Origin of the sequence: Mycobacterium cookii, from assembly GCF_010727945.1 — a bacterium.
Classification (GTDB): domain Bacteria; phylum Actinomycetota; class Actinomycetes; order Mycobacteriales; family Mycobacteriaceae; genus Mycobacterium; species Mycobacterium cookii.
Genome location: NZ_AP022569.1, coordinates 2,278,485 through 2,303,814, shown reverse-complemented (window position 1 = coordinate 2,303,814; position 25,330 = coordinate 2,278,485). Strand labels below are relative to the sequence as shown.

The following is a 25,330-nucleotide window of genomic DNA, read 5'->3' as shown; positions in this document are numbered from 1 at the left end:
GCGCGCTGGTGTCGACGGAGTGCGCCATGCGATATCTGCGCCTGACCATGGCCGGTGTCCTCACCGCGGCGATTTCGTTGGCGCTGTTGACATTTGCCTATCCGTTTACGCGGACTGCAGCCACCGCGCCGAACGGAGCGGTCGAGCAGCGTGGGCTGGCCCTGCCGACCTGGCGCATGGACGGTTACCAAGGCAGCCCCACCACGCAGGCGATCAGCGACATTGCCGCGCTCGGCGCGACCTGGATTCAGCTGACGCCGACGTGGAAGATGGCCACAGCAACGTCCAGCACGATCGATGCCCGCTGGACCGTGGCCGATGCGGGTCTGCGGTCAGCGATCGACCTAGCCCACCGCAAACACCTCAAAGTTCTGTTGAAGCCGCACGTGGATCCCCAGGACGGCGCGAATCGCTGGCAGATCAATCCGGCCGATCGAGCGGCATGGTTTGGCTCCTACCAGCGGATGATGATTCACTATGCGGCTCTTGCGCAGCTGATGGGCGTCGAAGAGTTCTCGGTGGGCTGCGAACTGGCCACGATGTCGGGTGCCGCAGATCGCGGTGCGTGGCTGAAGGTCATCAATGCAATCAAAGCGGTGACCACCGCACCGCTCGTCTATGCGGCCAAGGTTGACGAATACCGCTCTGTGTCGTTCTGGGATCAGCTCGATTTCATCGGGATCGACGCTTATTTCCCGTTGAGCACCCGGCCGACGACGGACATATCGGCGCTTGAATCGGCGTGGATCCCGATACGGGATCAAATGTCGGCATTCGCGGTCGGTGTGGGGCGTCGGATCCTGTTTACCGAAGCCGGCTATCCGAGCCTGGTTGGTGCGGCGGTCGAGCCGTGGAACAACCAATACAGCGCTACACCGTCTCAGCAGGAACAGGCAGCGGCGTATGCGGCGCTGTTCGCGACGTTCAGTGGCCAGCCCTGGTGGGCCGGAACGTTCTGGTGGTCCTGGTGGACGGACAAGGGGTTGTACGGCCCGCTCGATCTCGCAATCGGGGGCAAGCTCGCGGAGTCCGTCGTACGGAACCAGTGGGGATCAACCCGGGTTGCCGGCAACCCTCGAGCCCCCTGGGTCGAATGTGTCAAAAATTCTGGGAGCCTTCCATATTCGGCGATCCGGCAGGACATCGGAACATTCCCGTGTCAGGACCGGACGACCGGAAAGGACGAATGATGATGCCCGGTTCTGAGTCGACTGAACCGACTACCGCCCCGCGCGGCCACGCGCTCGGATTCGGCTGTGCCAGCCTGTACGGCCTGCCCGGCAGACGGGAGCGGCGCGCAGTCCTGGAGTCCGCCTATGACCTCGGCATCAGACATTTCGACGTTGCCCCGATCTATGGGCTCGGCATAGCGGAAGCCGAGTTGGGAGATTTTGCGCAGGCGCACAACGACATTCGAATCGCGACGAAATTCGGCATCAGGCCGACCGTGATCGGTCGCATGGCGGGATTCGTCCAGCCACCTGTCCGCCGAATGTTGCAGACGTCCACCACCGTCAAATCCAAAGTCAAGCAATCCGGTGCAGCGCCGGACGCCGGGGTTGTCGGCCGTGTGCTCTATTCCCGGGGTGACTACTCTGTGGCGGCCGCCAAACGCGCACTCCTGTCGAGCCTTCGGGTTCTGCGAACCGCGCGAATCGACTACTTCCTGCTGCACGAGCCGCACGCTGTGCTCGCCGACGACTACCAGGATCTGGTGGACTACCTCGAGACTCAGCGCAGCCGTGACGTGATCGGATGCTGGGGTCCGGCGGGTGATCTGTCCCGCGCGGACGACGCGTCGGTGGCTACCCTGAGTGCACGGGCCCCCGCGCTTCAATGTCCTTACGATCTGATCGCTGGATACCGGGGACCGCAGCCGGAGCGAGACCGGCTCAACATCACCTTCGGCTTTCTCGCCGAAGCGCTACCGCGGGTGATCGGTGTCATGAGTAGTGAGCCCGAATTTCGGGCGCAGTGCAGCGAACTGCTCGACGCCGACCTTGGCGATCCGAGGACCGTGCTCAGGCTGCTCGTGCGTGACGCGGTGGCGCACAACCCGAGCGGAACTGTGCTGGTGTCGTCGACCAAGATCAAGAACCTCGAGATGACCTGCGGGAGCGTAGATGTCGCACTCCGCAACGAAGTGCAGGTGGCGAATATGATCCGGGATTGTTTCCTTGGCGTGCGAGCTGCGCGATGATCGTCTCCGGGAACGATATTGCGCAAGGCGAGTGCGTACATGCGGCTCTGGTTGTCATCGGGGCCGGGCCGGCGGGCATTGTCTGTGCCTTGGAGGCGGCGAAGAGGGGCGTCGACGTCGTCCTGATCGAAACCGGGAACAGGAAACAGACCCCGGAGTACCAGGAGCTGTCGACCGCCCATCGGCAGCACCCAGATGTCCACGCGCCGGTCGAAATAGCCGTCAGCCGTCAGCTCGGCGGTACATCGTCGATCTGGGGTGGACGGTGCGTTCCCTACGACCGTGTCGACTTCGTGGAGCGTGAAATCACGCCGGATTGCGCATGGCCGGTGACGTACGAGGACGTGCAGCCCTACTTCGAACGTGCCTGCCAGTGGATGCTCTGTGGTCGATCGATTTTCGACGTCAATGAGCTGGACCATCTGCCCGAACACATGATCCCGGGTCTCGAGGATGGAGCGGTTTCGACGTCATCGCTCGAGCGGTGGTCGCTTCCAACCGACTTCGGCAAGGTGTATTTCGATGATCTCCGCAATGCGGCCGGTCTCAAGGTCATCACCGATGCGACTTGCGTGCAGATCAACCTCGATGACGACAGCACCCGCGCGACCGACATCGAATGCAGGACCATTGCCGGGAATTCGTTCACCGTCGCCGCCGAGGAGGTCATCGTCGCGGCGGGTGGGTTGGAGAGCACCCGATTGCTGATGTGTTCACCGGGTCGGGACGGTAGGAGCATCGGTGACCATTCCCGACACTTGGGTCATTGGTATATGGCCCACCTCGAGGGTGTAATCTCCGACCTGGCGTTGTCGACCCCTGCGATCTATGGGTATGAGCGCGACCGCGACGGTTCATATGTCCGGCGGAGATTTGCCTTCGTCGAAAGCTATTTGCTCGAGCACGACCTTCCCAACATCTCGGGGTGGATCGCCAATCCGGAGTTGGCCGACGCGTCGCATCGCAATGCGCAGCTGTCCCTGACCTATCTGGCCCTGATCTCACCTCTCGGTTTCTTGTTCGCACCGACAGCGCAACGACTTTCGTTGACCGGCTCCAACATCCCCGGAACGCCCTACGGCATGGCCAAGCGATCGTCGGTGTGGGCACATATTCGCAATCTGCTGCAGCACCCGATCGAAACCGTGCGATTCTTGGCCGATTTCGGTATCAAACGAGTGTTCGGCCCAGGGCGCAAACCGCCGGGGTTTTTTGTGGGGAATCCGGAGAACCGCTACCCGTTCCAGTACCACGCTGAGCACCTCCCGCACTACGACAGTTGTGTGCAGCTGGTCGACGATGTCGATGCCGTCGGTATGCCGAAGCTGAATATCGACATTCTCTTCACGGACGAGGACATTGATGGCGTCCTGGCTGCACACCGCCACTGGGATAACTACTTGCGCGCCAGCGGTATAGGGCGCCTCGAGTACGTCGCCGACGACCTGGCGACAGCGGTGCGCGCTCGCACCGGTGGCGGCTTCCATCAGGTGGGAACCACCCGCATGTCGAAAGACGCAGACAAGGGTGTGGTCGATGAAAATCTGGCTGTGCACGGTGTGCCGAATGTCCACGTGGTGAGCAGCTCGGTGTTCGTGACGTCAGGCCAGGCCAACTCGACCTTCATGATTGTGGTATTCGCGCTCCGCCTGATCGAACGCCTATACGGCGCCCGCCAGGGCGCCGACCCAAGTAGCAGGGTCGCGCATTTGCCGGGCTAGGCAGGAGATTTCGTCAGTCGCGCCAACAGGGTCGGGTTCATCGTGCTGTCCGGTACGGATGCGCCTGGCGGATACCGATCCCCCGTACATAAGAATTTCCCATACTTTACGTATGCATAGTATGATTTTGATCAACTTCTGGTTTACTCATATCAACGTCAGCCTCGAAGAGGAGATCCCTTGAGCCACTTGGTCTCCGCGCAAGCCGGGTCGAAAGCGGCCCGGCTTACGCTGCTCCCGCCTGCTCGGGGGCGCGACGTCGACTCCCGGTGGCGTCGTCGATTCATAACGCCACCAACACGTAAACCACAAGCCTGGCAAGAAATTTCGTTGCCGTTCTGCAGATCTTAGCGAGAGACCCGGCAGGAGATGGCGAAGAAAATCATCTTTCGGCCGACGCTTCTACACCAGGCGTCGTGCTCACCGTCGATCGACTCGGCCCGCGCCGGTGCTGCAGCCGACGTAGCGGTGATCGACTCGGCGTCGGGTCGGGGGCTGTGCTGTGCGTGCGATTGAGCGTGGTGGGTTGCGGGCGCCGGCCTGGGTCGTCGACGTCGATCTTGCCGGTGCTGGTGGCGAGCACGTCGTCGATGTCACCCGGTTTGCGGCAGCGTGGTGTTTGGTGCGTGATAACGGGTGCCCGGTGGGCACGCAGTTTCTCGATATCGGCGCCGAGTCGGTGATCACCGTGGCTGATCTGCGTGATCGTTTTGCCGCACAGGGCTTTCCGCGACCGGTCGAGGCCGGGCAGGGCCTGCAGGCATCGCTGACGGTGGTGATCTGCACCCGCGACCGGCCCGAGAGCTTGGTGCGTGCGCTGGAGAGCCTGGCGGAGCAGTCTGACCCGGACTTTGAGGTGCTCGTGGTCGACAACTCCGCCCAGGGCCAGGTGGCGCACACGGTGGCCGCGGTCAGGGGTCTGCGGTTGCGGTGTTGTCACGAGCCGGCGCCAGGACTCTCGCGTGCCAGGAACCGCGCACTGGCCGAGGTGGGCAGTGATCTGATCGCCTGGATCGACGACGACGAGGTGGCTGATCCTGATTGGATCGCCTGGCTCAAGCGGGGTTTCGCCCATCCGGATCGACCGGATGCGGTGGCCGGACTGATGCTGCCGGCTGAGTTGGAAACCGCCGCCCAGGTCAACTTCGAGCGTTACGGCGGGTTCAACAAGGGCCGTGGGCTGGAGCCGGTTGTGCTGCGGGCGGGTCTGCCCTCGGTGGTTGATCCGCTCTACCCGTTGCCCAGCTTTGGCGCTGGGGGCAACATGGCCTTTCGGACCCAGCGGTTGCGCGCGATCGGCGGCTTCGACAACCGGCTCGGCCCAGGGACCTTGGCCCTCAACGGCGAAGAGACGCGGGCTCTGTCGCTGCTGCTCGAGCACGGCTCGACGATCCTGCACTGGCCACCGGCCATCACCTGGCACTACCACCGCCGGACCGATGAGGCCCTGGAAAAACAGTTCTTCGGCTATTCGGCGGGTCTGACCGCGTTCTTCATGAGCATGATCTTGACCTCGCCGAAATACCTCTGGCGGATCTACCGGTTCGTCCCGCAAGGGATCACCCGCATGCTGGCCAATCGCCATACCGGACAACCCGATTCATCCACTGGGGGCGTGCCGGACAATCTTCTGCGAGCCGGCCGCAAGGGCCTGCTCCAAGGTGCTTGGCTCTACCTGCGCGAAGTCCGCCGCCAACGCCACAAGGAGGCGGTCCGTTGAAAATCTCGGTGATCGGATGCGGCTACGTCGGGCTGGTGACGGGCGCTTGTCTGGCGGACAGCGGTAACGACGTGGTCTGCGTCGACATCGATCAGGGCAAGGTCGACCAGCTTCTCGGGGGAGTGTCCCCCTTCTATGAGCCCGGCTTGGGCGAACTGCTCGACCGGAACCGCGAGAACGGGTGCATCGATTTCACGACGGACAGGCGCTATGGAATCGAGCACGGAGACGTGATATTCATCGCCGTCCCGACGCCCACGCGCGAGAGCGGCGAGGCCGATCTCTCCTACGTCTACGCGGTGGCTGATGACATCGGGTCGTATATGGATCGTTACAAGGTCGTGGTCGACAAGTCGACAGTTCCGGTCGGCACCGCGGAGGAGGTTCGAGAGATCATCCGCAAGAAGGCCAAGCACGAGTTCGACGTCGTGTCCAACCCCGAATTCATGAAGGAGGGCACCGCAATTGCCGACTTCACCAAACCCGACCGTGTGGTGATTGGCGGCGACTCGCAGCGCGCCCTCGACATCATGCGCGAGGTCTACGAGCCGTATCTGCGCACGTTTAACCCTTTGATCGTCATGGACATCAGAAGCGCAGAGATGACGAAATACGCGGCCAATTGCTTCCTTGCGACCAAGATTTCCTTCATCAACGAGATGTCGAACTTGTGCGAGAAGGCCGGCGCTGACATTTCGGCCGTGCGGGAGGCCATCGGAGCGGACCGGCGCATTCGCTATGACTTCTTGTTCCCCGGGGTCGGCTACGGAGGCTCTTGTTTGCCGAAAGACGTTCAGGCGCTTATACATTCGGCCGCACGCGTGGGTGCCGACATGCGTTTGCTGCGCGCGGTCGACGACGTGAACAGCGAGCAAAGGGGCGCCCTGGTACCCAAGATCCTCGCCTATTTCGGCGACCGCGAGGGGCCGGCGGCGAGCCTGGACGGCCTGCGCTTCGGCCTCTGGGGCCTCAGCTTCAAGCCGCAGACCGACGACATGCGCGAGGCCCCGTCCGTCGTCACCGCGAGGAGGCTGGTCGAGCTCGGGGCGACAGTGCGAGCCTACGACCCCGAAGCGACTGCGCAAGCCCAGACGGTACTGGGCAATTCGATCGAATACGCCGGGAACATGTACGAAGCGGTCGAGGATGCCGATGCGTTGCTCCTGGTCACCGAGTGGAGACAATTCCAGCGGCCATCGTGGCAGCGTCTCAAGTCGGTGATGCGAGGTTACGTGGTTTTTGACGGCCGAAACATATATCAGCCAAAGCGTTTGCGGGAAGAGGGTTTTGAGTACCACGGCTTAGGCCGGAATTAGGACGTAGGAGAAGAACATGAGAGCCCTCGTCGCCGGCGCCGCCGGCTTCCTCGGGTCCCACCTCTGCGACCGTCTTCGCCGCGACGGCGTCACGGTTCTCGGGCTCGACAACTTCTGTACCGGCAGTCGGCAGAACATCATTCACCTCGAGCATGACCGCGATTTTGAGTTCATCGAGCACGACATCACGCAGCCGATAGACGCTTCCGCGGCGGGTCAGGTGGACGTCATATTCAACTTGGCCTGTCCCGCGGCGCCGCTCGCCTATCAGCGCGACCCGCTTTTCACCCTCGAGACGAATTACGGCGGGGTCCGGAACCTCCTCGAATTGGCGCGTGAAAAGGAGGCGACCATCCTTCAGGCGTCCACCAGCGAGGTCTACGGGAATCCCACCCTCCATCCCCAAGTCGAGGATTACTGGGGCAACGTGAACTGCTTCGGCGTGCGGAGCTGCTATGACGAGGGCAAGCGAGTCGCGGAGACATTGATGCTGGAATACGGTCGGCGGTACGGGATCCCAATCAAAGTCGTCCGCATCTTCAACACCTACGGTCCGAGGATGGACCCTGAGGACGGCCGAATCGTCGCCACCTTTATCGTTCAGGCGCTACAAGGTCGCCCGATCACCATCTTCGGGGACGGTAGCCAGACTCGATCGTTCTGCTACGTCGATGACCTTGTCGACGGACTCGTGCGGATGGCCAGGAGCGAACCGTCGTTCACCGGACCGGTCAACCTTGGCAACCCGGCCGAATTCACCGTCCTGGAGGCCGCGAGGCTCATCAAGAAAATGACTGGATCTTCCTCGCCGACCATCAATGACGTTCTGCCTCAGGATGATCCGAGGCAGCGCAAGCCAGACATCAGCCTTGCCGAAGCCAAGCTCGGCTGGCATCCCCGTGTGTCATTCGAGCAGGGGGTAGCGCGGACCATCGAATATTTCAGAGCAGTGACCGGTTCACGTCCAGACCCCTGCAGGCGTCTGTCCGCGGCAAACGGCTGCGCCGATCCCGATTCACCCAGACGGGCCGCGCGTGCGGCCGTCATGCGCTGAGAAGGTCGACTTTGACTGTTGGCGAAATGAGTACGCGCGAGGCCGAACGCATCGCGTGGGACGTGATTGTCGTCGGTACGGGCATGGGGGGCGCGATGCTGGGCCACCAGCTGGCCCGCTCTGGCCGCAAGGTGCTGTTCGTCGAGAAGGGACGCTCGGCACTACCCGGGGTACCGAAAACGATCCGCTCCGCCATACCCGAACTTGTCGAGGCCCGTGCTTACCGTTCGGCAGCGGCGTACTACGACGCCCTGGCCCGGGCCGGTCGTTCCACCGATGAGATCGAAGACATCAGCGGTCGCATTCCGCGGCGGTTCGTTCCGTTCATCGGCAGCGGCACCGGCGGGTCTTCGGCGCTGTACGGCATGGTTTGCGAACGATTCTTCGAGCGCGATTTCACGCCCCGGCAAGACTTCACCGAACCCGGCGATTCAACCGTGCCCGAGGTCTGGCCGGTCAGCTATGACCAGATGCGGCCCTGGTACGCCGCGGCGGAGAAGATGCTGGGGGTGCGTGGCCAACGTGATCCCCTGCGCCCGGAAGTCGCCGAGGTCGGTCTGCCTGCGCCGCCGCCGTTTTCGGCGCACAATCAGACTTTGGTCAATCATTTGACAGGGCGTGGCCTGCATCCTTACCACCTGCCGATGGCCTGTGATTACACCCAGGGCTGCGGCATCTGCCAAGACTACCTGTGCGCAAAGTCGTGCAAAAACGAAGCCGGCCGCAATGCTTTACTTCCGGCCATTGCCGAATTCGGTGCACATCTGCTGGCCGAATGCCGAGTCGTGCGTTTGGAGGCCGACCGCACCCAGGTGCGGCAGGTGATCTGTGAGAGTGGTTCTGAGACGCTGGCTTTGCGGGCGAAGATTGTGGTGTTGGCGGCCGGCGCGCTGGTCACCCCGGTGCTGTTGCTCAATTCCCGGTCCGGCGATTGGCCGCGCGGATTGGCCAACGGCTCAGACTGGGTGGGCCGCAACCTGATGCGCCATCTCCTGGACCCGATCGAGATCTGGCCAGACTCCCACTCGAAGACGACAGAAGCGCACAAGCAGATCGGGCTCAATGATTTTTACTTCTATGAAGGGCAAAAGTACGGCACTGTACAGTCATTCGGCCCAGTACCACCCGTGGAGTGGCTGACCAACCGCCCAGGGATGCGGGGTAGGGCGATGCGACTGATGAGCCCAGCGGTGCGCCAGATCCATACCAGGATCCTCACTGGCGGGCTGGTGCTGTGCGCGATGACAGAAGACCTGCCCTATCTGGACAACCGCGTCCTGCCGAGCGACCGGCCCAGCCCGGACGGCCGCCAGCGAGTGCGGATTCAGTACCGTTTACACGCCAGCGAGATTGAACGCCGAGCAACGTTTTTGCACCAGTTGAAGGAGGTGTTTCAGCCATTTCGAACGATGTCGCTCGTGAGCGGGGAAGGTAACACGAACCTGGGCCATGTCTGCGGGACCTGCCGGTTCGGTACCGATCCGAAAACCAGTGTCTTGGACGGCGATAACCGTGCTCACGAAGTAGAAAACCTGTACGTGGTGGACACCTCGTTCTTCCCCTCCAGCGCCGGCCTGAACCCCAGCTTGACGGTTGCGGCGAACGCGTTGCGGGTGGCCGCACACATCGACCAGGTTCATTTCGCGAGCTGATGTACAGCCGGTTTCCGGTCCGATCACCCAGTGCAAGAACGGGTTTCGGCTGAGACTGCGGCGCGAGTGGCGAACGTGTGATCGGGCGTACCGTACTCGATCACAATCCGGTTTGCTACCTCGTCAACGCGTTTGTCAGTTCCAAACCTTCCAGGGCGGCGTCCCGCTGTCCCAGAGGTTGTTCAGCATCTGTGATTCCCGGAAGGTGTCCATCGGCTGCCAGAACCCGTGGTGAGTGAACGCGGCGATCTGGCCGTCTTTCGCCAGCTTGAGCAGCGGCTGGTCTTCCAGCACGGTGTCGTCGCCTTCGATGTAGTCGAACACTTCCGGTTCGAAAATGAAGTAGCCGATGTTGATCCAGTCTTCGGTCTTGGGCTTCTCCCGAAACGTGGCAACCACGCCGTCCTGCTCGAGATCGATGACACCGAAGCGGCTCATCGGCTGGGTGGCCGTTACGGTCGCGAGCTTGCCGTGCGCGCGATGGAACTCCAGCAACGCGGGGATGTCGACGTTCGCGATGCCGTCGCCGTAGGTGCACAGAAAAGGCTCATCGCCCACGTACTTCCGGATGCGTTTGATCCGGCCGCCCGTCATCGTGCTCAGGCCGGTATCCGCGACGGTCACTCGCCAGTTGAATTCGTCGTGCGAGCCGTGGTGGCGGATGCTCGACTGGTCGCCGAGGGTGAGGGTGAAATCCAGGTTGGACACCCCGTAGTTGCAGAAGTAGTTCTTGACGTATTCGCTCTTGTACCCCGTACACACCACGAATTCGGAAATGCCATGATGGCCAAGGATTTTCATGATGTGCCACAGCACCGGCCGACCGCCCACCTCGACCATTGGCTTGGGGCGGAACTCGGTCTCCTCACGCATTCGCGTGCCGAGACCACCTGCGAGCAGAACGGCTTTCATCGTCAGTCGTCCAATCTTGAGGTCATGCCGCGGTGGGTCGTTTGGCGGCGTTGCGTGCGGCTTGGTAGAGGTGTCCGGTGAGTCCGGTGCGGTGGTGGCGTAGGACGGTGCGTAGGACGCGGATGCCGTCGCGGATGGCGTGCAGGTTGGAGGTGCCGGTGCGGCGGGGCAGTTCGAGGCTGGGGACTTCGGCGATGCGCAGGCCGGCTTGCATGGCGCGCACGGTCATTTCGGCTTCGATTTCAAAGCCGGTGGCCGTGAGGCGGAGGTGGTCGAGGTAGCGGCGGTGAAAGGCGCAGTAGCCGTAGCACAGGTCGGTGAGGTGGGCGTGGTAGGCGGTGTTGAAGACGGTGAGCAGAAACCAGTTGCCCAGTCCGCGGAACGGGGTGATGTCGAGTGATCCGCCGCCGCTGATGAAGCGGGATCCTTTGACGAAGTCGTAGCCGTTGTTCAGGAAGTGCAGGTAGTGGCGGATTTCTTGGGGGGACATGCTGCCGTCGGCGTCCATCATGACGATGATGTCGCCGGTGGCGGCCAGAAAGCCGGTGCGTAGGGCGCTGCCTTTGCCGGGGCCTTGTTGGGGTATGACGCGGATGTCGGGGCGGGCGTGGCGGGCGGTGATGAGGGTGACGTCGGTGGAGTCGCCGTCGACGAGGATGATTTCGTCGATGTCGTGGGCGATTTGTTCGAGGACCCAGCCGACGTTGCGGGCTTCGTTGCGCACCGGGATGACCAGGCTGACACTGGGCCGGGTGGGCGATGCGACAGGGGCGGGTTTGACGTGCGCTGTCGGGGTGGCACTGGCCAGACGCAGCGTGGCGCCGTTGTCAGTGGGTTGGCCCGAGGCCGGGACCGTCGTCGTCATAGTCAGCTGCCAATCTGCTCGTGATGTGTTGGGGGTTTAGCGCTCGTGGTCTAGGCGCGCTCGGGATCAAGCCGACGGTGCCCGGGCGATGTCAAAGGAGTGGGGTGCAGGTTGACGGTGAGCAGCGCAGACTCAGTGACGGCCCTGTCGCAGATAATCGTGCCGACCAGCGATAACGTTGGCCAGAGCATATCGCTCTCCCTCATAGGGGGAGTATTCCATACAGAAAGAACGATACGCAACCGTTTTGTCGACTATTGGTATAACTGCTCGAATCTTCCCGGCTGCGGGGGGTCCGCCGGTCCTCGAGATGCTGGGCAGAGGGGCGTCACCGGTGCGCGCGCGTCAGGTCATCTCCGTCGTCAGCGCCTTGCTGTTGGCGAGAAACGGCATCGGCAGCCCGCGCGACGACAACAGCGACGCCATGACATCGCCGGTGACGGGCCGGGAGATCAGGTACCCCTGGGCCCGTCGGCAACCATGCCGCATCAGCTCCAAAGCCGCCGCGGGGGTCTCGACACCCTCGGCGATCAACTGGAGGTCGAACGCCTCGGCAAGCCCGATGATCGCTCGGACAACCGCCAGATCGTTGGCGTTGGTGCCGAGCTCGCGGACGAATCGCGGGTCGATCTTGAGCGCGTCAACGGGCAGCGTCTGCAGGTGCGACAAGACGGCGCGACCGCTGCCGAAGTCGTCGATGGAGGTCTGGACGCCAATGTCCTTGAGCTGACCGAGTGTTCGCGTCGTGTTGTCGATGTCGTGGACCACCGCCCGCTCGGTGACCTCGAGGCACAGGGAACCGTCAGCCATGTCGAAGTCGGCGATGGTTTCGGCAACCATGCCGATGAAACCGGGAGTGGTCAGCTGCAGCGGAGACACGTTGACCCGTAACGACGTACCTTGCCCGAGGCCGCGCGACCGCCACGTGCCGAACTCCTCGCATGCGGTTCGCAGGACCCAGCGGTCCAACTCGGCCGCGAGGTCCATCGATTCGGCCACGCCGATGAACGAATCCGGTAACAGCACTCCCCGATCGGGGTGCCGCCATCGCACGAGTGCCTCGGTGGCGACGATGGCGCCCGTCCACAGGTCGACCTCGGGCAGATAATGCAGCAGCAGGGAATCGTGGTCGATGTCGCCTTGCAGATGTCTTTCGATGTCGCTGCGGAATCGCTGCTTCAGCGAATTGGCGCTCGCCATCGTGAACCGGTCGCCGCCTGCGCGCTTGGAGGCCAGGACGGCTTCGTCGGCACGACGCAGCAGATCGCCGCCGTCGTCGCGGCCCGGTGTGCCGGCCGCCACGCCGACGCTCACGGTCCGGGTGACGGTCTGGCTCTCGATCACCAGACGACCGTGCAGAGTTCTGCACATCCGGTCTGCCAGCGATGCGGCGGCATGAGCGGACATCGGCTCATCCGGAACCACGACGAACTCGTCGCCGCCCAGCCGGGCAACCATGCTCTGGCTTCCGGCGCAGTCGCGCAGCCGGTCGGCGAAGTCCCGGATGAACCAGTCGCCGGCGGTGTGGCCGAAGGAATCGTTGATCGCCTTGAGGTGGTCCAGGTCGATGTACAGCAACGCGACCGGGCCCGGCCGCTGGACGGCCAGTCGGTCCGAAAGGTAGGCGAGCAGCGATCGTCGATTGCGCAGACCAGTCAGATCGTCGTGTTCGACGAGATGCCGCAGCCGTTGCTCGGCGGAGATGCGCGCCTGGAACTGCGCGAAGAGCGACGCGGTTGTCTCGAGTGTGTTGATCGCCCCCGACTTCCACTTCCGGCTACGGCCTTTGACGAAGCCGAGAACGCCGACGGTCATGGCGCCGGCGATCAGCGGGGCCGCGGCCACCGCCGGCGCACCGCCGGGGCCGCGCTGGACCAGCGGGCACGGGGAGGCGCCGTCGTCGAAGTCGTGGTGAACCGTCACCAGGTCCTTACCGTTTTCGCACAACGCCAACACCGGGTGGCTGCTGGCGAAGGGAAGGACCGCGAATGGATCCGGGTCGGCTACATCGGGCCGCGGTGGCCACTCCGCTGCCAGCACCGAAGTCCGCTTGTCGTGGTCGCTGTAGCGAAGGAACGCGTAGCGCAGATCGAAATGGTCGACGAGCTGGGCCAGCACCTGTTCGCTGGCCTGAGTTGCGGTTGTCGCGGTCGCTTCCAACAGCCGGTTGGCGATCGACGTGATGAGGCCCAGATTCCCCGCCATGTGGGTCCTCCGATCTGGGCACGATGCAGATCCGGGACGTCGCGCGTGCGAAAGTTCTATGGGCGTCGCAAATTTCCGCTGTGACTTCGTCGTGATTTCAGACCTTGGATAATACAGAATTTGGGCTATCGCGAAAGGCGTCGAGTTGACACCTCGATTACATCACCGAACGGGGAGGCGGCCATCGCAGAATTCGCGGCATTGATTCTCGACGCCGGGAACCCCGCCGACAAATTGACGTTGGAGCAACTCCGTGCCGACCCCGTCGTCGAGTTCGTCGACGAAAGCGCGAATCAAATCGCCGAATTGCGCGGGCTGCTGCCGCCGCCCAGCGCCGAGCTTGTCGACGAACCTTGCCGATGGGCGTATTACCCGTGGCGCCGGACGGTCGTCGCGGTGCTGGGTCCGCGGGGTTTCCGGGCGACGCGGCTGGACCGCAACCGCAACGTCGTCACCGCCGACGAGCAGGCGCGGCTCGGCGCATTGAAGATCGGTGTCGCCGGTCTGAGCGCCGGGCATGTCATCGCGCACTCGCTGGCGGCCCAGGGCCTGTGCGGCGAACTTCGGCTGGCCGATTTCGATCACCTTGAACTCACCAATCTCAATCGGGTTCCGGCGACCGTTTTCGACATCGGGCTGAACAAAGCGGAGGCGGCGGCCCGCAGGATCGCCGAGCTCGATCCGTACCTTTCTGTCACGATCATGAATGGGGGTTTGACGCTGGACAACATCGACGATTTTCTGGACGGGCTGAATATCGTTGTCGAGGAATGCGATTCGCTGGACATGAAAGCCACCGTGCGTGAGCGTGCCCGCGCCCGCGGGATTCCGGTGTTGATGGCCACCAGCGACCGCGGTCTGGTCGACGTGGAGCGGTTCGACCTCGAGCCCGGGCGGCCGATCATGCACGGACTGCTGGGCGACGCGGATCCCGCTTCGCTGTCCCGGATGACGAGCAGGGACAAAGTTCCGCTGCTGCTGCGTTTCCTGGAGGCGAAAGACATGTCGGCGCGCGGCGCAGCGTCGTTGCTGGAAATCGACCACACCTTGTCGACGTGGCCGCAGGTATTCGGGGATGTTGCGGCAGGAGCGCCGGTGATCGCCGAGGCCGTGCGACGAATCGGGTTGGGCGAACATCTGCCGTCGGGCCGGACGCGTCTCGACATCGGCGGAGCGCTCGATCGCGTGCGCGAGCCGGAGTTGCCTGAAGAACACGATGAAGAGGCGGACACGTATTCCGATCCGGTGTTTCCGGATGCGGCCGGCAGAATTGTTGCGGCGGCCATCAGAGCGCCGTCGGGCGGAAACTCACAGCCGTGGCGAATCGACGCCGACGCCGACCGCATCGCCATTCACCTTGTGCCCGAACACAGTTCGATGATGGACATCGGATACCGGGGTAGCGCCGTCGCGCTCGGCGCGGCCCTGTTCAATGCCCGGGCCGCGGCCGCCGCTTTACAGCTGCTGGGGCCGGTGGCTTTCACCGAAGATCCGACCTCCAACGCCGGGCCACTGCAGGTGACATTGCAGCTCGGCGACGGCGCTGACGCACAGCTCGCCGCGCTGTACGAAGGAGCCCTCGGGCGAGAAACCAATCGCCACGTGGGAGCGGCGCAACCGATCGCCGATGACACCGCTCGATTCCTGCGTGATGCTGCCGAGCGGGAAGGTGCACACCTGCACCTGTTGACCGAGCGGGCCGACATCGACAGGCTGGCAACGATTCTCGCCGCGTCGGACCGGGCTCGCTATCTGACCGCGGACCTGCACGCCGAGATGATCTCCGAACTTCGCTGGCCAGGTGATCCGTCACCGGACACCGGTATCGATATCCGAAGCCTGGAAATGGCGCCCGGCGATCTCGCCGTCGTGGACATCCTGCGGCGACCGGATGTGATGGCTAATCTCGCCCGCTGGAACGCGGGATCGGCCCTGGGCGAGGACACCCGCAGAAGTGTTTCGGCGAGCTCGGTGATGGCGATCATCTCGGTGGCCGGCGATTCGCTGACCGACTATGCGCGCGGCGGTTGCGCTGTCGAAGCCGTCTGGATCACCGCGCAGCAACAGGGATTGGCGGTGGCCCCGATCTCGCCGATCTTCTTGTACGCCCGCAGTGCCGCGGACCTCGTCGAGGTGTCCCCGGCTTTCAGCGACGACTTGCTGAATCTCCAAGACGAATTCGAGCGGCTGGCCGGGATAGCGACGGGTGGTGCCGCTGTTTTGGTGCTCCGGCTGGCAAACGCCGAACCGGCAACCGTGCGCAGCCGGCGCGATCCCGGCCGCGTCTATTTGCGGTAGCGTCAATCGGGGCTACCGTATTGGCATGTCGGGCGGCCTCGATGACCTGGTGACCGGTGCGGCTGCCGCGCTGATGGCAGCCTCCTCGGCCACTCATGTCTCGATCAGCGAACGAGTGATCGCTGATTTGGTCAGTCATTTCGGCGTGGACTTCGGATTCCTGCGGCACAATGACCACACCATTCACGCGACCGTCCTTGTCGCTGAATATCCGGTGCGCGAGAACGTTCCAGACCCCGACCCGATCGGGGTGGTCTACTTCGCCGGAGCTGATTCCATCTTCGCGCAGGCGGAAAACCTCAAGTTGCCCGACGTGGTTCGGCCCGACGCCGCGAACGAGGATTATCAGCGGCGGGTCGAAGAGGGTAGTGCCATTCCGCAGACCTCGCTGGCCTGCGTGCCGCTGCTCTCCGGGGACGTCACCACCGGCACGCTGGGCTTTGTCAAGATCGGCGACCGCGAATGGTTGCCGGAAGAACTCAACGCGCTCAAAGCGATCGCCTCATTGTTCGCGCAGCTGCAGGCCCGCATCGTCGCCGAGGACCGGGTGCTGTATCTCGCCGAACACGACGACCTGACCGACCTCCTCAATCGCAGAGCGCTGATCGCCCACCTCGACGAGCGACTGGTCGCCGGAGCTCGGGGCCCAGTTTCGTTGTTACTCCTCGATATTGATCGTCTCAAGGTGATCAACGACCATCTCGGTCATCACGTGGGCGACAGCTTCCTCAAAGCCTTCGTCGAGCAGCTCAAAGAGGCCGTCGACCTTCCCGCTGTCATTGCCCGGTTCGGCGGTGACGAGTTCACCGTTGTCCCCACCGCGGCGATGGAGATCGAGGCGGCCGAGGCCTTCGCCAAGCGGTTACAGGCCATGCTGCACAAACAGGTCGTGATCGACGGTGAATTGCTCGCCCGCACCGTCAGCATCGGTGTCGCGGTTGGCGAGCCCGGGCGCGACCGGGCGTCGGATCTGCTGCGCCGCGCCGACGAAGCGACCAGTGCGGCAAAGTCGTCTGGTGGAAGCAAGGTCGCCCCGTACAACCGCGAGATGTCGCAGCGATACGCGGTCCGCGACGACATCGAATTGCATCTGGAAGAAACCATCGACGGCAACACTGACGCGCTGGTGGTGCATTACCTGCCTGAGTTCGACCTCCGGACCGGCGAGGTGCTCGGGGCCGAAGCGCTCATCCGGCTGCAACACCCCACCCAGGGCCTGCTCATGCCCGACTCGTTCATCGGTGTCGCCGAGTCGATCAACCTCGCGGGAAAACTCGGTCGACTGGTCATGCGGTTGGCCTGTGCGCAATTCAGCCAGTGGCGCTCGCGCGGCGTCGGGTTGAATGCCGTACTGCGGGTGAATGTTTCGCCGATTCAGCTCGTCGCCGACGGGGTTGTCGAAACGGTCGCCACCACCCTCGATGAGTTCGGTCTGAACTCCGATGCACTGTGTCTGGAAATCACCGAAAGCGTTGTCGTTCAAGACATCGATGCCACGCAGAAGACCCTCACCGAACTCAAGAACCTTGGCGTGCACATCGCGGTGGACGATTTCGGCACCGGATACAGCGCACTGACGTACCTGAAATTCCTTCCTGTCGACACCCTCAAGGTGGACAAGGGATTTGTCCGTGACCTCGGCACGGATTCGGGTGATCTGGCGATCGTGCAGTCGATCATGGCTCTGGCGGACGCCTTTGGGCTTGACGTGGTTGCCGAGGGTATCGAGAGTCCGGACGCGGCCAAGATTCTGCTCGATCTGGGATGTCACCGAGCACAAGGCTTTCTGCTGTCTCCGCCGCTCGATGCCGCGGCCATGGAGTCATTGCTGACCAAGGGCGCTGTGCAGCTGGACTTCTCGAACGGATGATCCACCTGGTCGTGTGAGGCCCTCGAAGCCGAGTGCTCGACGCGGCGTGTAGCAATCCCACACCGGGTGGCATGGTGTTCCCGACCAGGCATACCATCGGTATGGACAATGACCGCAAACCCTGCTGGGGTATGTTCGAATTGTTAAGATGTCAAATGATTCGGGCCCCTTCAGCTCGGACGCGCGGTGGCTCGCGTCGACAGTTTTCCGACAGTTCGGGGGGGAGGGTGATGACGAATTTGGCTTGGGTAGGCGAACCGGACGCCTGCATAGAGAGCGCAACGCTTGCGCATCGGTTGCAGAGCCATGCCCGCACCAGGCGCGACGACCGCGCCTTCTCCTTCCTCGCAGATGACGGCGCCGTCGACATCCGGACCTGGGGCCGTATCGACGCCGGCGCGCGCGCCGTGGCAACCGTGCTGAACGACCTTCCGGCTAGCGGGAAGCAGCGGCGCGCTCTGTTACTCCTGCCCCAGGACGCATCGTTCCTCGACGCGTTGTTCGGTTGCTTTTACACCGCCACCTGCGCCGTTCCGGCGCATGTGCCGATCCCGTCGCGACTGGGCCAGACATTGCCGCGGCTGCGTGCGATCGTCGCCGAAGCGCGACCGGACGTCGTGCTCACCACGCAGGAGATACTGCCGGCCCGCGATCTGGTTCCCGAGCTCGCAGACACGACGTGTATCGCGGTGGACGAGCTCGTCCCCACCGACGCACCCTTGCTCGCATCGGCAGCCACCATCGATGACCTGGCGATCCTGCAGTACTCGTCGGGCTCGACCGGCTCGCCGCGCGGCGTCATGGTCAGCCACCGGAACCTGATGGCCAATGAGGCGTTGATCGAGGACGCTTTCGAGCACACCGCATCCACCGTGGTCCTCGGCTGGCTGCCTTTTCAACACGACATGGGGTTGATCGGCAACGTGCTGCAGCCGGTATTCACCGGGGCGGAATGCGTGATGATGACGCCGCTGCAATTTCTCAAGCATCCGCTGCGCTGGTTGCGAGAAATCAGCCGCCACGGCGCCACTACCAGTGGCGCGCCGAACTTCGCCTACGAGATGTGCGCCGCCGCTGCCCGGCGACGCGGCGGTGCCGGCCTCGACGAACTTGACCTGTCGAGTTGGAATCTCGCGTTCGTCGGCGCCGAACCGGTGCGCGCAGCCACGCTGGATCGGTTCGCGGAGACGTTCGCCGGCGTCGGATTTCGTCGCGAGGCGTTCTACCCGTGCTACGGGCTCGCGGAAGCGACGCTGATGGTGACCGGTGGGCAGCGCAGCCAATCGCCTACGCTCTGGCGTGACCCGCGCGGGATCACCCGGGTGAGCTGTGGCTACCCCCGCGGCGGCCTCGACGTCGCCATCGTCGACCATGCCGGAGCACGCTGCAACGACGGTGCCGAGGGCGAGATCTGGGTGCGGGGGAGCAGCGTCGCAGGCGGCTACTTCGGCCAACCGCAGGCCTCGCGCGACACGTTCGAGGCCACTTTGGACAGCGCATCATGGCTGCGTACCGGCGACGTGGGCAGCATCGTCGACGGCGAGTTGTACATCACCGGCCGAGAGAAGGACATCGTGGTCAAGAACGGCGTCAAGTACGCGGCTGAGGACCTCGAGCACACCGTCGAGCAGCTGCACGTCGAATCGCTGCATCCCGGCGGATGCGCAGCGTTCGGACACGACGACGGTAGCCGTGAGCGCCTGGTGATCGTCCAGGAGATCGGTCGCGACGCTGCCGACGACTGGGGCGATGTGGCCGACCGCATCGTGAGTGCGGTGGCGGCAGAGCAGGGGACGCCGCCCGACGTCGTTGTGTTAGTCCGGCGTGGCAGCATCCCGCGGACTACCAGCGGCAAGATCCGTCGCGGTGAGTGCCGCTCGGTCTATGGACGCGGCGAACTCGCCGAAGTCCACCACCACGGCGTCGGGCGAAGCGCATGACTCGTGAACGCGTCCTTGCGGCATTCGTCGTCGTCGCTCCGGCCATCGCGCTGATCACGGCAACGGCACTCTGGGCGAACGGAATCGGGCCGTCTCGGACGGATCTGATCGTCTTGGCGGTCGGCACGCTGGCAACCATGGCGGGCGTCGAGCTCGGCTATCACCGGTATTTCGCACACCGCGCGTTCACCGCGGCGCCTGTGCTGGTCTGGTTGCTCGGTGGGCTGGGATCGAGCGCGTTTCTCGGCCCGGTGATGTGGTGGGCGACCACCCATCGCCGTCACCACTCGGTCACAGATCGTGAAGGCGATCCGCACTCGCCGCACTGGCCGCACGGCGGCACCCGCGGCTTCGTGCATGCCCACGCCGGCTGGCTGTTCCATTCCGAGTACACCGGGATGACGGTGACCGCAGGTGAGGTCAAAGACCTGTGGCAGAACTCGCGGACGATCACGCTGCACCGCACGTACCTGGTGTGGGGCGCGCTGGGACTGGCGATCCCAACGCTGATCGGCTTCGCCGCAGGCGGAGCGCGTGGCGCGCTCACCGGCTTCCTCTGGGGCGGGATGGTGCGGCTGTTCCTGGTGAGTCACCTTGTCTGGGCAGTGAATTCGTTCGGTCACCTGCTCGGCGGTCCCGCACGGCTGGCGCATTCCGGGCAGGCCCGCAACAGCGTGTGGCTGGCGCTGCCCGCGTTCGGCGGCGGCAATCACGCCAACCACCACGACGCGCCGCGGGTGTACACCACGCGGGTGCGATGGTGGCAGATCGACATCGGCGGCATGCTGCTGCGCGGGCTGTCGATGCTTGGGCTGGTCAGCGACCTCAAGCGGCCTGTGAGCAAAGTGAGTTCCGATTGAGCGATACATATCTGGGCGCCAGTCCGTCCGCGATTCGCCATCACTACGACGTTGGAAACGACTTCTGGCGGATCTGGCTTGATCCGACGATGGCTTACTCATGCGCCATGTGGGAAGGCCCCGACGACGACTTGGAGCGCGCGCAGCGACGCAAACTCGACTACCACGTCCAGCAGGCAGGTGCGGCCGGCGCCGCGCGAGTGCTCGACATCGGTTGTGGCTGGGGTGCGCAGATCATGCACATGGTCGGCTCCCACGGCGTACAACACGCCGTGGGACTGACCCTTTCGGATGCGCAGGCCCAGTACCTCCGCGGTATTGCACCGGCGAATGTCGAGATCCACGAGCGCGGTTGGAGTGGCTACGAGCCGGCCGAGCCTTTCGACGCGATCATCTCGGTCGGTGCGTTCGAGCACTTCGCGCGTTTCGGGTTGTCCGGCGAGGAGCAGGTCGAGGCGTACCGCCAGTTCTTCAGCGCGTGCCGCGGTTGGCTCAAGCCGGGTGGCCGCCTGTCGTTGCAGACCATCGCCTATGGCGACATTCCGCGGGATCGACCGCTGCGCGACCGCTTCATCGTCGACGAGATCTTCCCGGAGTCGGAACTGCCGCGACTTGCCGATATCGCCCGCGCCGCGGAGATGGAGCTCGAAATCGAACGAGTGCGAAACGATCGCGATGACTACGTCAAGACGCTACGGGCGTGGTTCGATCGCCTGCGGGCACGGCGGGACGAGGCGGTCGCGGTGTCCAGCGAAGAACTCGTCGCCCGCTACGAGCGTTACCTGCGGATGTTCGCGTACTCGATGGAACTCGGCGCGTTCACGCTGCTGCGGGTGACCATGCGCCGGATCGACATGCCGGGCCGCTGGTGAGCTGGGACGGACGCGATTGGTAATCCAGGAGAGGTTGCGGTGAAGAGCTACGACGAGATCGAAGCGATGCTGGCCGAGCAGGTTGCCGACCGGACTGGCACGCCGGCCAACGAGGTCGATCGCACACGGCGTTTCGACAAACTGGGTCTGGATTCGGCGGACGCGGTCAGGCTGGTTGGCGAACTGGAAGACTTCGTCGGCCGCCCGCTGTCCGCCGCGCTGCCGTACAACTATCCGACGATCGAGCAGCTCGCCCGCTGCATCGCGAACGGCGACGACTAGCCCGACAACAACCTTCTCCCGCGACCCTGGTCGAATGCGTGGGCCAATCGGCTTGTCTCGGTGAGGATTTTCGCGACCTGAGCCGGCTCGGCGTGCGGCACGAAATCGCGCCGGTTCCACCAAATCATCTTGGTCTGATAGCGCTCGTCGGGGTAGGGCGTCGCGGGGATCCCCGCCACCAGCCCGCCAGAGCTGCGCCACCGGTTGAGTACGTAGGCTGCCGCTGTCGCCATGCAGAATTGCACATCGATCAGGGTCATCATGTGAAAGGCGCTGCGGGCCAGCGGGGTGGTCAGGTCGAGATCCCGATCCGCGTCGTCGGCCACCCACCCCGACTTCATCTCCAGGACGCCGAACGGTACGCGGGTGTTGATCATGTCCCGGACCGCTTGCTGGCTCGGCTGGCCGGCCCATTCGATGACAGCGTGCGATTCGTCTGCGGAGTGCAGCGGCCCCTTGGCGCGCAGCCCCGCCAGCATGCGGCCGGCGTCGTCGAGCACCGCGAAGAACATCACGGTGTCGGACCCGGTGCGCATCACGTCGATGTCCAGCGCGGCCTCTACGCCGCGCTTGCAGTAGCTGCGGTGTGCGCCCGCGACGAATTCCGACCACAACGCGCGGTCGGTAGATGGCTGTGCAACGACCAGCGTGCAGTTGATGTGGGTGTCTCGCCAGCTGAGGCTCTTGGGCAGAATGAACTCATCAGCGGACGTGAAATCCAGCGAAACAGTGGTCATGTGGGTCCCTTCCCTCGCGAGGGCGCCAACTTCCAGTTTGTTTCGTGGCACTTTTGGTGCTCATTGAATGAGTTCCGGCTGCTTCATGAACCTGGTACTCACAAACTCACTAGAAACGATATTCAATTATTGGAATAAGCCATTTGGAGAACGCAGGCGATCGTCGTCGCCAGCCAGGCTCAGGTCATAGTATTACACTTTCCACCCGCTGACCTGCAACGTAACGCCGAAATCGGCAATGCTGTGTCGCAGCTGAGAGCGCTGGCCCAGGCTTGGGAGCACGGTCCGCGCGCCTGCCGATTATCGCGCATTAGAACTACCGAATTTGCTCGGCAAATAGGCACAATTTCTCGTGGGCGCCAAGCTAACCGGTCTGCTGGGCGATACAAATGATCCACAGGTTGCAGTAATTCTCAATTGCTCATCAGCAATGCCTGAGAAAGGGCAAGGGCTATGTTCGAATTGAATTGACAGCGCTCGTAGTCAGCCTTTGCAGGGCGGGGAGCGGCTCGTGAACTATCTGAATCGGAGTGGTCGAGCTCACATGGGGAGCTCCGTCGCCAGGACTCGAACCTGAACTGTCTGAACCAAAATCAGAAGTGCTGCCGATTACACCACGACGGATCGTTACGACCAGCGGTTAAACCGCGTCCACTCTAGACGACCGGGCGGCCCAATCGCGGACCGCAGCCAAGGCGTCCGCTCCGGCGGGTTCGACCCGATAGCCTGTTAGGCGTGGCCGCGCCGGACAAGGAAACGCGGGCGCCCCGCACCAGGATGACCGGTAGCGAGCGCCGCCACCAACTCATCGACATCGCGCGATCGCTGTTCGCCGAGCGCGGTTACGAAGGTACATCGATCGAGGAGATCGCCCTTCGCGCGAACGTCTCCAAGCCCGTCGTCTACGAGCACTTCGGCGGCAAAGAAGGCCTTTATGCGGTCGTCGTCGACCGGGAGATGTCGGCGTTGCTGGACGGGATCACGTCCTCGCTGACCAACAACAGATCGCGGGTGCGGGTCGAACGGGTGGCGCTGGCGTTGCTCACCTATGTCGAAGAACACACCGACGGCTTCCGCATCATGATCCGCGACTCACCGGCGTCGATCAGTTCGGGCACGTACTCGAGCTTGCTCAACGACGCGGTCAGCCAGGTCAGTTCCATTCTGGCCGGTGACTTCGCCCGCCGCGGCCTGGACTCCGACCTCGCCCCGCTCTACGCCCAGGCGCTGGTCGGGTCGGTGTCGATGACCGCGCAGTGGTGGCTCGACACCCGGGAACCGAAGAAAGAAGTCGTCGCCGCGCATCTGGTCAATCTGGTGTGGAACGGGCTGACCCATCTGGAAGCCGACCCTCACCTGCAGGACGAGTAGTTCGGCGACGATGCGGGCCGCGAGCGGCCCGAGGAGAAGCCGAACAGTTAGACGACGGAGCGCAAATGTCAGCCACGGTCGCGGGACAACACGTCGGCCGTCGTTTCGCGGCGGACCAACTCGCGGGCCCGGCCGTCCTTGACCGCAATCAGTGGCGGCCGGCCGACCATGTTGTAGTTCGAGGCCATGCTGTGGTGATAAGCGCCGGTGCAGGCCACCGCGAGCAGGTCGCCCGGCCGCACATCGGCCGGTAGCTCGATGTCGCGGGCGATCTCGTCGCCCGCCTCACAATGCCGCCCCGCTATGGTGACCCGTCGTCTTGGCGCGAGGGAATGGCGATTGGCAAGCGCAACAGTGTATTTGGCCCCGTACAGCGACACCCGTGGGTTGTCACTCATCCCCCCGTCGATCGCGACGAAGGTGCGTCCGCCCGGCTGTGATTTGACGCCGCGCACCTGATACACCGTGACGCCGGCGCGCGCGCTGATTGCCCGGCCGGGTTCCACGACGATCGTCGGGCGCGGAAATCGCTCAGCAGCACAGGCCGAGTCCAGTGCGTCGTCGATCACCCGGGCCAGCTCGTCGAGGTTGAGCTGCGGGTCGCCGGCCAGATACGGAACTCCGTGGCCACCACCGATGTTCAGCTCGGTCAGGATGATTCCGTGCCGGGCCCGGACGTCGGCCATGGCGGCGATCATCCGGCGGATCGCCTCGGCGTAGATCGCCGCATCGGTGACCTGTGAGCCGAGGTGGCAATGCAATCCGATCAGCCGCAGGCTGGGGTGCGAGAGCACTCGCGTGACGGCGTCGGCGGCGTGACCACCGTCGAGGGCGAACCCGAACTTCTGGTCACTGACCCCAGTCGTGACCGCGCGGTGACCGTGGATGTCGAGATCGGGCGTCACCCGAATCAGAACTCGCTGCCGTTGCTCCGCCAGACCGGCGAGGTCGGTGATCTCGATGCTCGAATCGAGCACGACGCGCCCGACTCCGAAACGCACCGCGGCGCGTAGATCTTCGTGCGACTTCGCGTTGCCGTGCATGACGATGCGGGACTTTTCCACCCCGCCTGCCATTGCGACGGCCAGCTCGCCGGCCGAGCACACGTCGAGTCCCAGCCCTTCCTCGTGCACCCAGCGCGCCACGGCGATGGTCAGCAGGGACTTGCCGGCATAGAGCACCTCGATACCGCCCAGCGCTGCGCGATAGCCGCGGGCACGGCTCCGAAAGTCGGCCTCGTCGATCACATGGGTCGGAGTGCCGAACTCGTCGGCGATGTCGGTGAGAGGTATCTCACCGATGCAGAGGCGTCCGTCGTCATCGGCGTGGGCGGTCAGCGGCCAGATCGCCGGGTGAAACCGCGGCGGCGCCGCAAAACCTAAGCAGGGCAGTATGTCGGGCAAAGTCGATGTCATGACTTCAGCCTCCGCGCGGTGCGCTGGAATGTGGCGTCCC

Annotated in this window: 19 protein-coding genes and 1 tRNA gene; 14 read left to right on the top strand and 6 right to left on the bottom strand. The window is 63.8% G+C overall.

Annotation, left to right across the window (positions count from 1 at the left end; genetic code table 11):
- Window positions 1–26 precede the first annotated feature (26 nt).
- The 7 genes from G6N27_RS10725 (at window position 27) to G6N27_RS10695 (ending at window position 9,663) form a co-directional block, all read left to right on the top strand.
- Window positions 27–1,190, top strand: coding sequence for a glycoside hydrolase family 113 (locus G6N27_RS10725; protein ID WP_163776318.1), 1,164 nt, complete (start codon window positions 27–29; stop codon window positions 1,188–1,190).
- Entirely contained in the window at window positions 1,190–2,200 is a 1,011-nt protein-coding gene (locus tag G6N27_RS10720; RefSeq protein ID WP_232064950.1) for an aldo/keto reductase, read from the top strand. The genes G6N27_RS10725 and G6N27_RS10720 overlap by 1 nt, the downstream gene beginning before the upstream one ends.
- Window positions 2,197–3,921, top strand: a complete 1,725-nt coding sequence (locus tag G6N27_RS10715; protein ID WP_163776317.1) for a GMC oxidoreductase — start codon at window positions 2,197–2,199, stop codon at window positions 3,919–3,921. The genes G6N27_RS10720 and G6N27_RS10715 overlap by 4 nt, the downstream gene beginning before the upstream one ends.
- Before the next feature lie 502 nt (window positions 3,922–4,423).
- Window positions 4,424–5,641 (top strand): glycosyltransferase family 2 protein, encoded by a 1,218-nt coding sequence (locus G6N27_RS10710; protein WP_163776316.1) that lies wholly within the window; start codon window positions 4,424–4,426, stop codon window positions 5,639–5,641.
- On the top strand, window positions 5,638–6,957 hold the full coding sequence (locus G6N27_RS10705) for a UDP-glucose dehydrogenase family protein (RefSeq protein WP_163776315.1): 1,320 nt from the start codon (window positions 5,638–5,640) through the stop codon (window positions 6,955–6,957). Before G6N27_RS10710 ends, G6N27_RS10705 begins: the two co-directional genes overlap by 4 nt.
- Before the next feature lie 16 nt (window positions 6,958–6,973).
- Window positions 6,974–8,011, top strand: coding sequence for a UDP-glucuronic acid decarboxylase family protein (locus tag G6N27_RS10700; RefSeq protein WP_163776314.1), 1,038 nt, complete (start codon window positions 6,974–6,976; stop codon window positions 8,009–8,011).
- Between the two features lie 26 nt (window positions 8,012–8,037).
- Window positions 8,038–9,663, top strand: a complete 1,626-nt coding sequence (locus G6N27_RS10695; RefSeq protein WP_163776313.1) for a GMC oxidoreductase — start codon at window positions 8,038–8,040, stop codon at window positions 9,661–9,663.
- A gap of 135 nt (window positions 9,664–9,798) precedes the next feature.
- Here the strand turns inward: G6N27_RS10695 and rfbF are convergent, their stop codons facing one another.
- From rfbF to G6N27_RS10680, 3 genes are all read right to left on the bottom strand, one after another.
- Entirely contained in the window at window positions 9,799–10,575 is a 777-nt protein-coding gene (rfbF, locus tag G6N27_RS10690) for a glucose-1-phosphate cytidylyltransferase (RefSeq protein ID WP_163776312.1), read from the bottom strand.
- Between the two features lie 22 nt (window positions 10,576–10,597).
- A complete protein-coding gene (locus tag G6N27_RS10685; protein ID WP_163776311.1) occupies window positions 10,598–11,440 on the bottom strand; it encodes a glycosyltransferase family 2 protein in 843 nt (280 codons plus the stop codon).
- Window positions 11,441–11,785: 345 nt separating this feature from the next.
- Entirely contained in the window at window positions 11,786–13,645 is a 1,860-nt protein-coding gene (locus G6N27_RS10680) for a putative bifunctional diguanylate cyclase/phosphodiesterase (protein ID WP_163776310.1), read from the bottom strand.
- Between the two features lie 201 nt (window positions 13,646–13,846).
- Between G6N27_RS10680 and G6N27_RS10675 the strand changes: the two genes are divergently transcribed.
- From G6N27_RS10675 to G6N27_RS10650, 6 genes are all read left to right on the top strand, one after another.
- The gene (locus G6N27_RS10675; protein ID WP_232064943.1) at window positions 13,847–15,943 is read left to right on the top strand and encodes an Rv1355c family protein; all 2,097 of its coding nucleotides are present in this window, start codon (window positions 13,847–13,849) and stop codon (window positions 15,941–15,943) included.
- A 25-nt stretch (window positions 15,944–15,968) separates the two neighbouring features.
- Window positions 15,969–17,813 (top strand): putative bifunctional diguanylate cyclase/phosphodiesterase, encoded by a 1,845-nt coding sequence (locus G6N27_RS10670; protein ID WP_163776309.1) that lies wholly within the window; start codon window positions 15,969–15,971, stop codon window positions 17,811–17,813.
- Window positions 17,814–18,043: 230 nt separating this feature from the next.
- Entirely contained in the window at window positions 18,044–19,753 is a 1,710-nt protein-coding gene (locus G6N27_RS10665) for a fatty acyl-AMP ligase (RefSeq protein ID WP_163776308.1), read from the top strand.
- Window positions 19,750–20,613, top strand: a complete 864-nt coding sequence (locus tag G6N27_RS10660; protein ID WP_163776307.1) for an acyl-CoA desaturase — start codon at window positions 19,750–19,752, stop codon at window positions 20,611–20,613. Before G6N27_RS10665 ends, G6N27_RS10660 begins: the two co-directional genes overlap by 4 nt.
- Window positions 20,610–21,485 (top strand): class I SAM-dependent methyltransferase, encoded by an 876-nt coding sequence (locus tag G6N27_RS10655; RefSeq protein WP_232064941.1) that lies wholly within the window; start codon window positions 20,610–20,612, stop codon window positions 21,483–21,485. Before G6N27_RS10660 ends, G6N27_RS10655 begins: the two co-directional genes overlap by 4 nt.
- A 39-nt stretch (window positions 21,486–21,524) precedes the next feature.
- Window positions 21,525–21,767 carry an acyl carrier protein gene (locus G6N27_RS10650; RefSeq protein ID WP_163776305.1) on the top strand — a complete coding sequence of 81 codons (243 nt, stop codon included), beginning with the start codon at window positions 21,525–21,527 and terminating at the stop codon, window positions 21,765–21,767.
- On the opposite strand, the gene G6N27_RS10645 is transcribed toward G6N27_RS10650, so the two are convergent.
- Complete coding sequence (locus G6N27_RS10645) at window positions 21,764–22,504, bottom strand: hypothetical protein (protein WP_163776304.1); 741 nt, start codon at window positions 22,502–22,504, stop codon at window positions 21,764–21,766. The two genes, G6N27_RS10650 and G6N27_RS10645, sit on opposite strands and share 4 nt — an antisense overlap.
- A gap of 552 nt (window positions 22,505–23,056) precedes the next feature.
- Window positions 23,057–23,128: transfer RNA gene (locus G6N27_RS10640), tRNA-Gln, on the bottom strand.
- A gap of 153 nt (window positions 23,129–23,281) precedes the next feature.
- On the opposite strand from G6N27_RS10640, the gene G6N27_RS10635 reads away from it, so the two are divergent.
- Window positions 23,282–23,875 (top strand): TetR/AcrR family transcriptional regulator, encoded by a 594-nt coding sequence (locus tag G6N27_RS10635; protein WP_163781626.1) that lies wholly within the window; start codon window positions 23,282–23,284, stop codon window positions 23,873–23,875.
- Window positions 23,876–23,943: 68 nt separating this feature from the next.
- On the opposite strand, the gene lysA is transcribed toward G6N27_RS10635, so the two are convergent.
- A complete protein-coding gene (gene lysA / locus G6N27_RS10630) occupies window positions 23,944–25,290 on the bottom strand; it encodes a diaminopimelate decarboxylase (protein WP_163776303.1) in 1,347 nt (448 codons plus the stop codon).
- Between the last annotated feature and the right edge of the window lie 40 nt (window positions 25,291–25,330).

Excerpts from the sequence above, each read along its gene's own strand:
- G6N27_RS10665 (WP_163776308.1), top strand. The coding sequence starts at position 18,044 with ATGACGAATTTGGCTTGGGTAGGCGAACCGGACGCCTGCATAGAGAGC.
- G6N27_RS10670 (WP_163776309.1), top strand. The coding sequence starts at position 15,969 with ATGTCGGGCGGCCTCGATGACCTGGTGACCGGTGCGGCTGCCGCGCTG.
- G6N27_RS10695 (WP_163776313.1), top strand. The coding sequence starts at position 8,038 with ATGAGTACGCGCGAGGCCGAACGCATCGCGTGGGACGTGATTGTCGTC.
- G6N27_RS10725 (WP_163776318.1), top strand. The coding sequence starts at position 27 with ATGCGATATCTGCGCCTGACCATGGCCGGTGTCCTCACCGCGGCGATT.
- G6N27_RS10715 (WP_163776317.1), top strand. The coding sequence starts at position 2,197 with ATGATCGTCTCCGGGAACGATATTGCGCAAGGCGAGTGCGTACATGCG.
- G6N27_RS10700 (WP_163776314.1), top strand. The coding sequence starts at position 6,974 with ATGAGAGCCCTCGTCGCCGGCGCCGCCGGCTTCCTCGGGTCCCACCTC.
- G6N27_RS10635 (WP_163781626.1), top strand. The coding sequence starts at position 23,282 with ATGACCGGTAGCGAGCGCCGCCACCAACTCATCGACATCGCGCGATCG.
- G6N27_RS10685 (WP_163776311.1), bottom strand. The coding sequence starts at position 11,440 with ATGACGACGACGGTCCCGGCCTCGGGCCAACCCACTGACAACGGCGCC.
- G6N27_RS10720 (WP_232064950.1), top strand. The coding sequence starts at position 1,190 with ATGATGCCCGGTTCTGAGTCGACTGAACCGACTACCGCCCCGCGCGGC.
- rfbF (WP_163776312.1), bottom strand. The coding sequence starts at position 10,575 with ATGAAAGCCGTTCTGCTCGCAGGTGGTCTCGGCACGCGAATGCGTGAG.
- G6N27_RS10680 (WP_163776310.1), bottom strand. The coding sequence starts at position 13,645 with ATGGCGGGGAATCTGGGCCTCATCACGTCGATCGCCAACCGGCTGTTG.
- G6N27_RS10645 (WP_163776304.1), bottom strand. The coding sequence starts at position 22,504 with ATGACCACTGTTTCGCTGGATTTCACGTCCGCTGATGAGTTCATTCTG.
- lysA (WP_163776303.1), bottom strand. The coding sequence starts at position 25,290 with ATGACATCGACTTTGCCCGACATACTGCCCTGCTTAGGTTTTGCGGCG.
- G6N27_RS10660 (WP_163776307.1), top strand. The coding sequence starts at position 19,750 with ATGACTCGTGAACGCGTCCTTGCGGCATTCGTCGTCGTCGCTCCGGCC.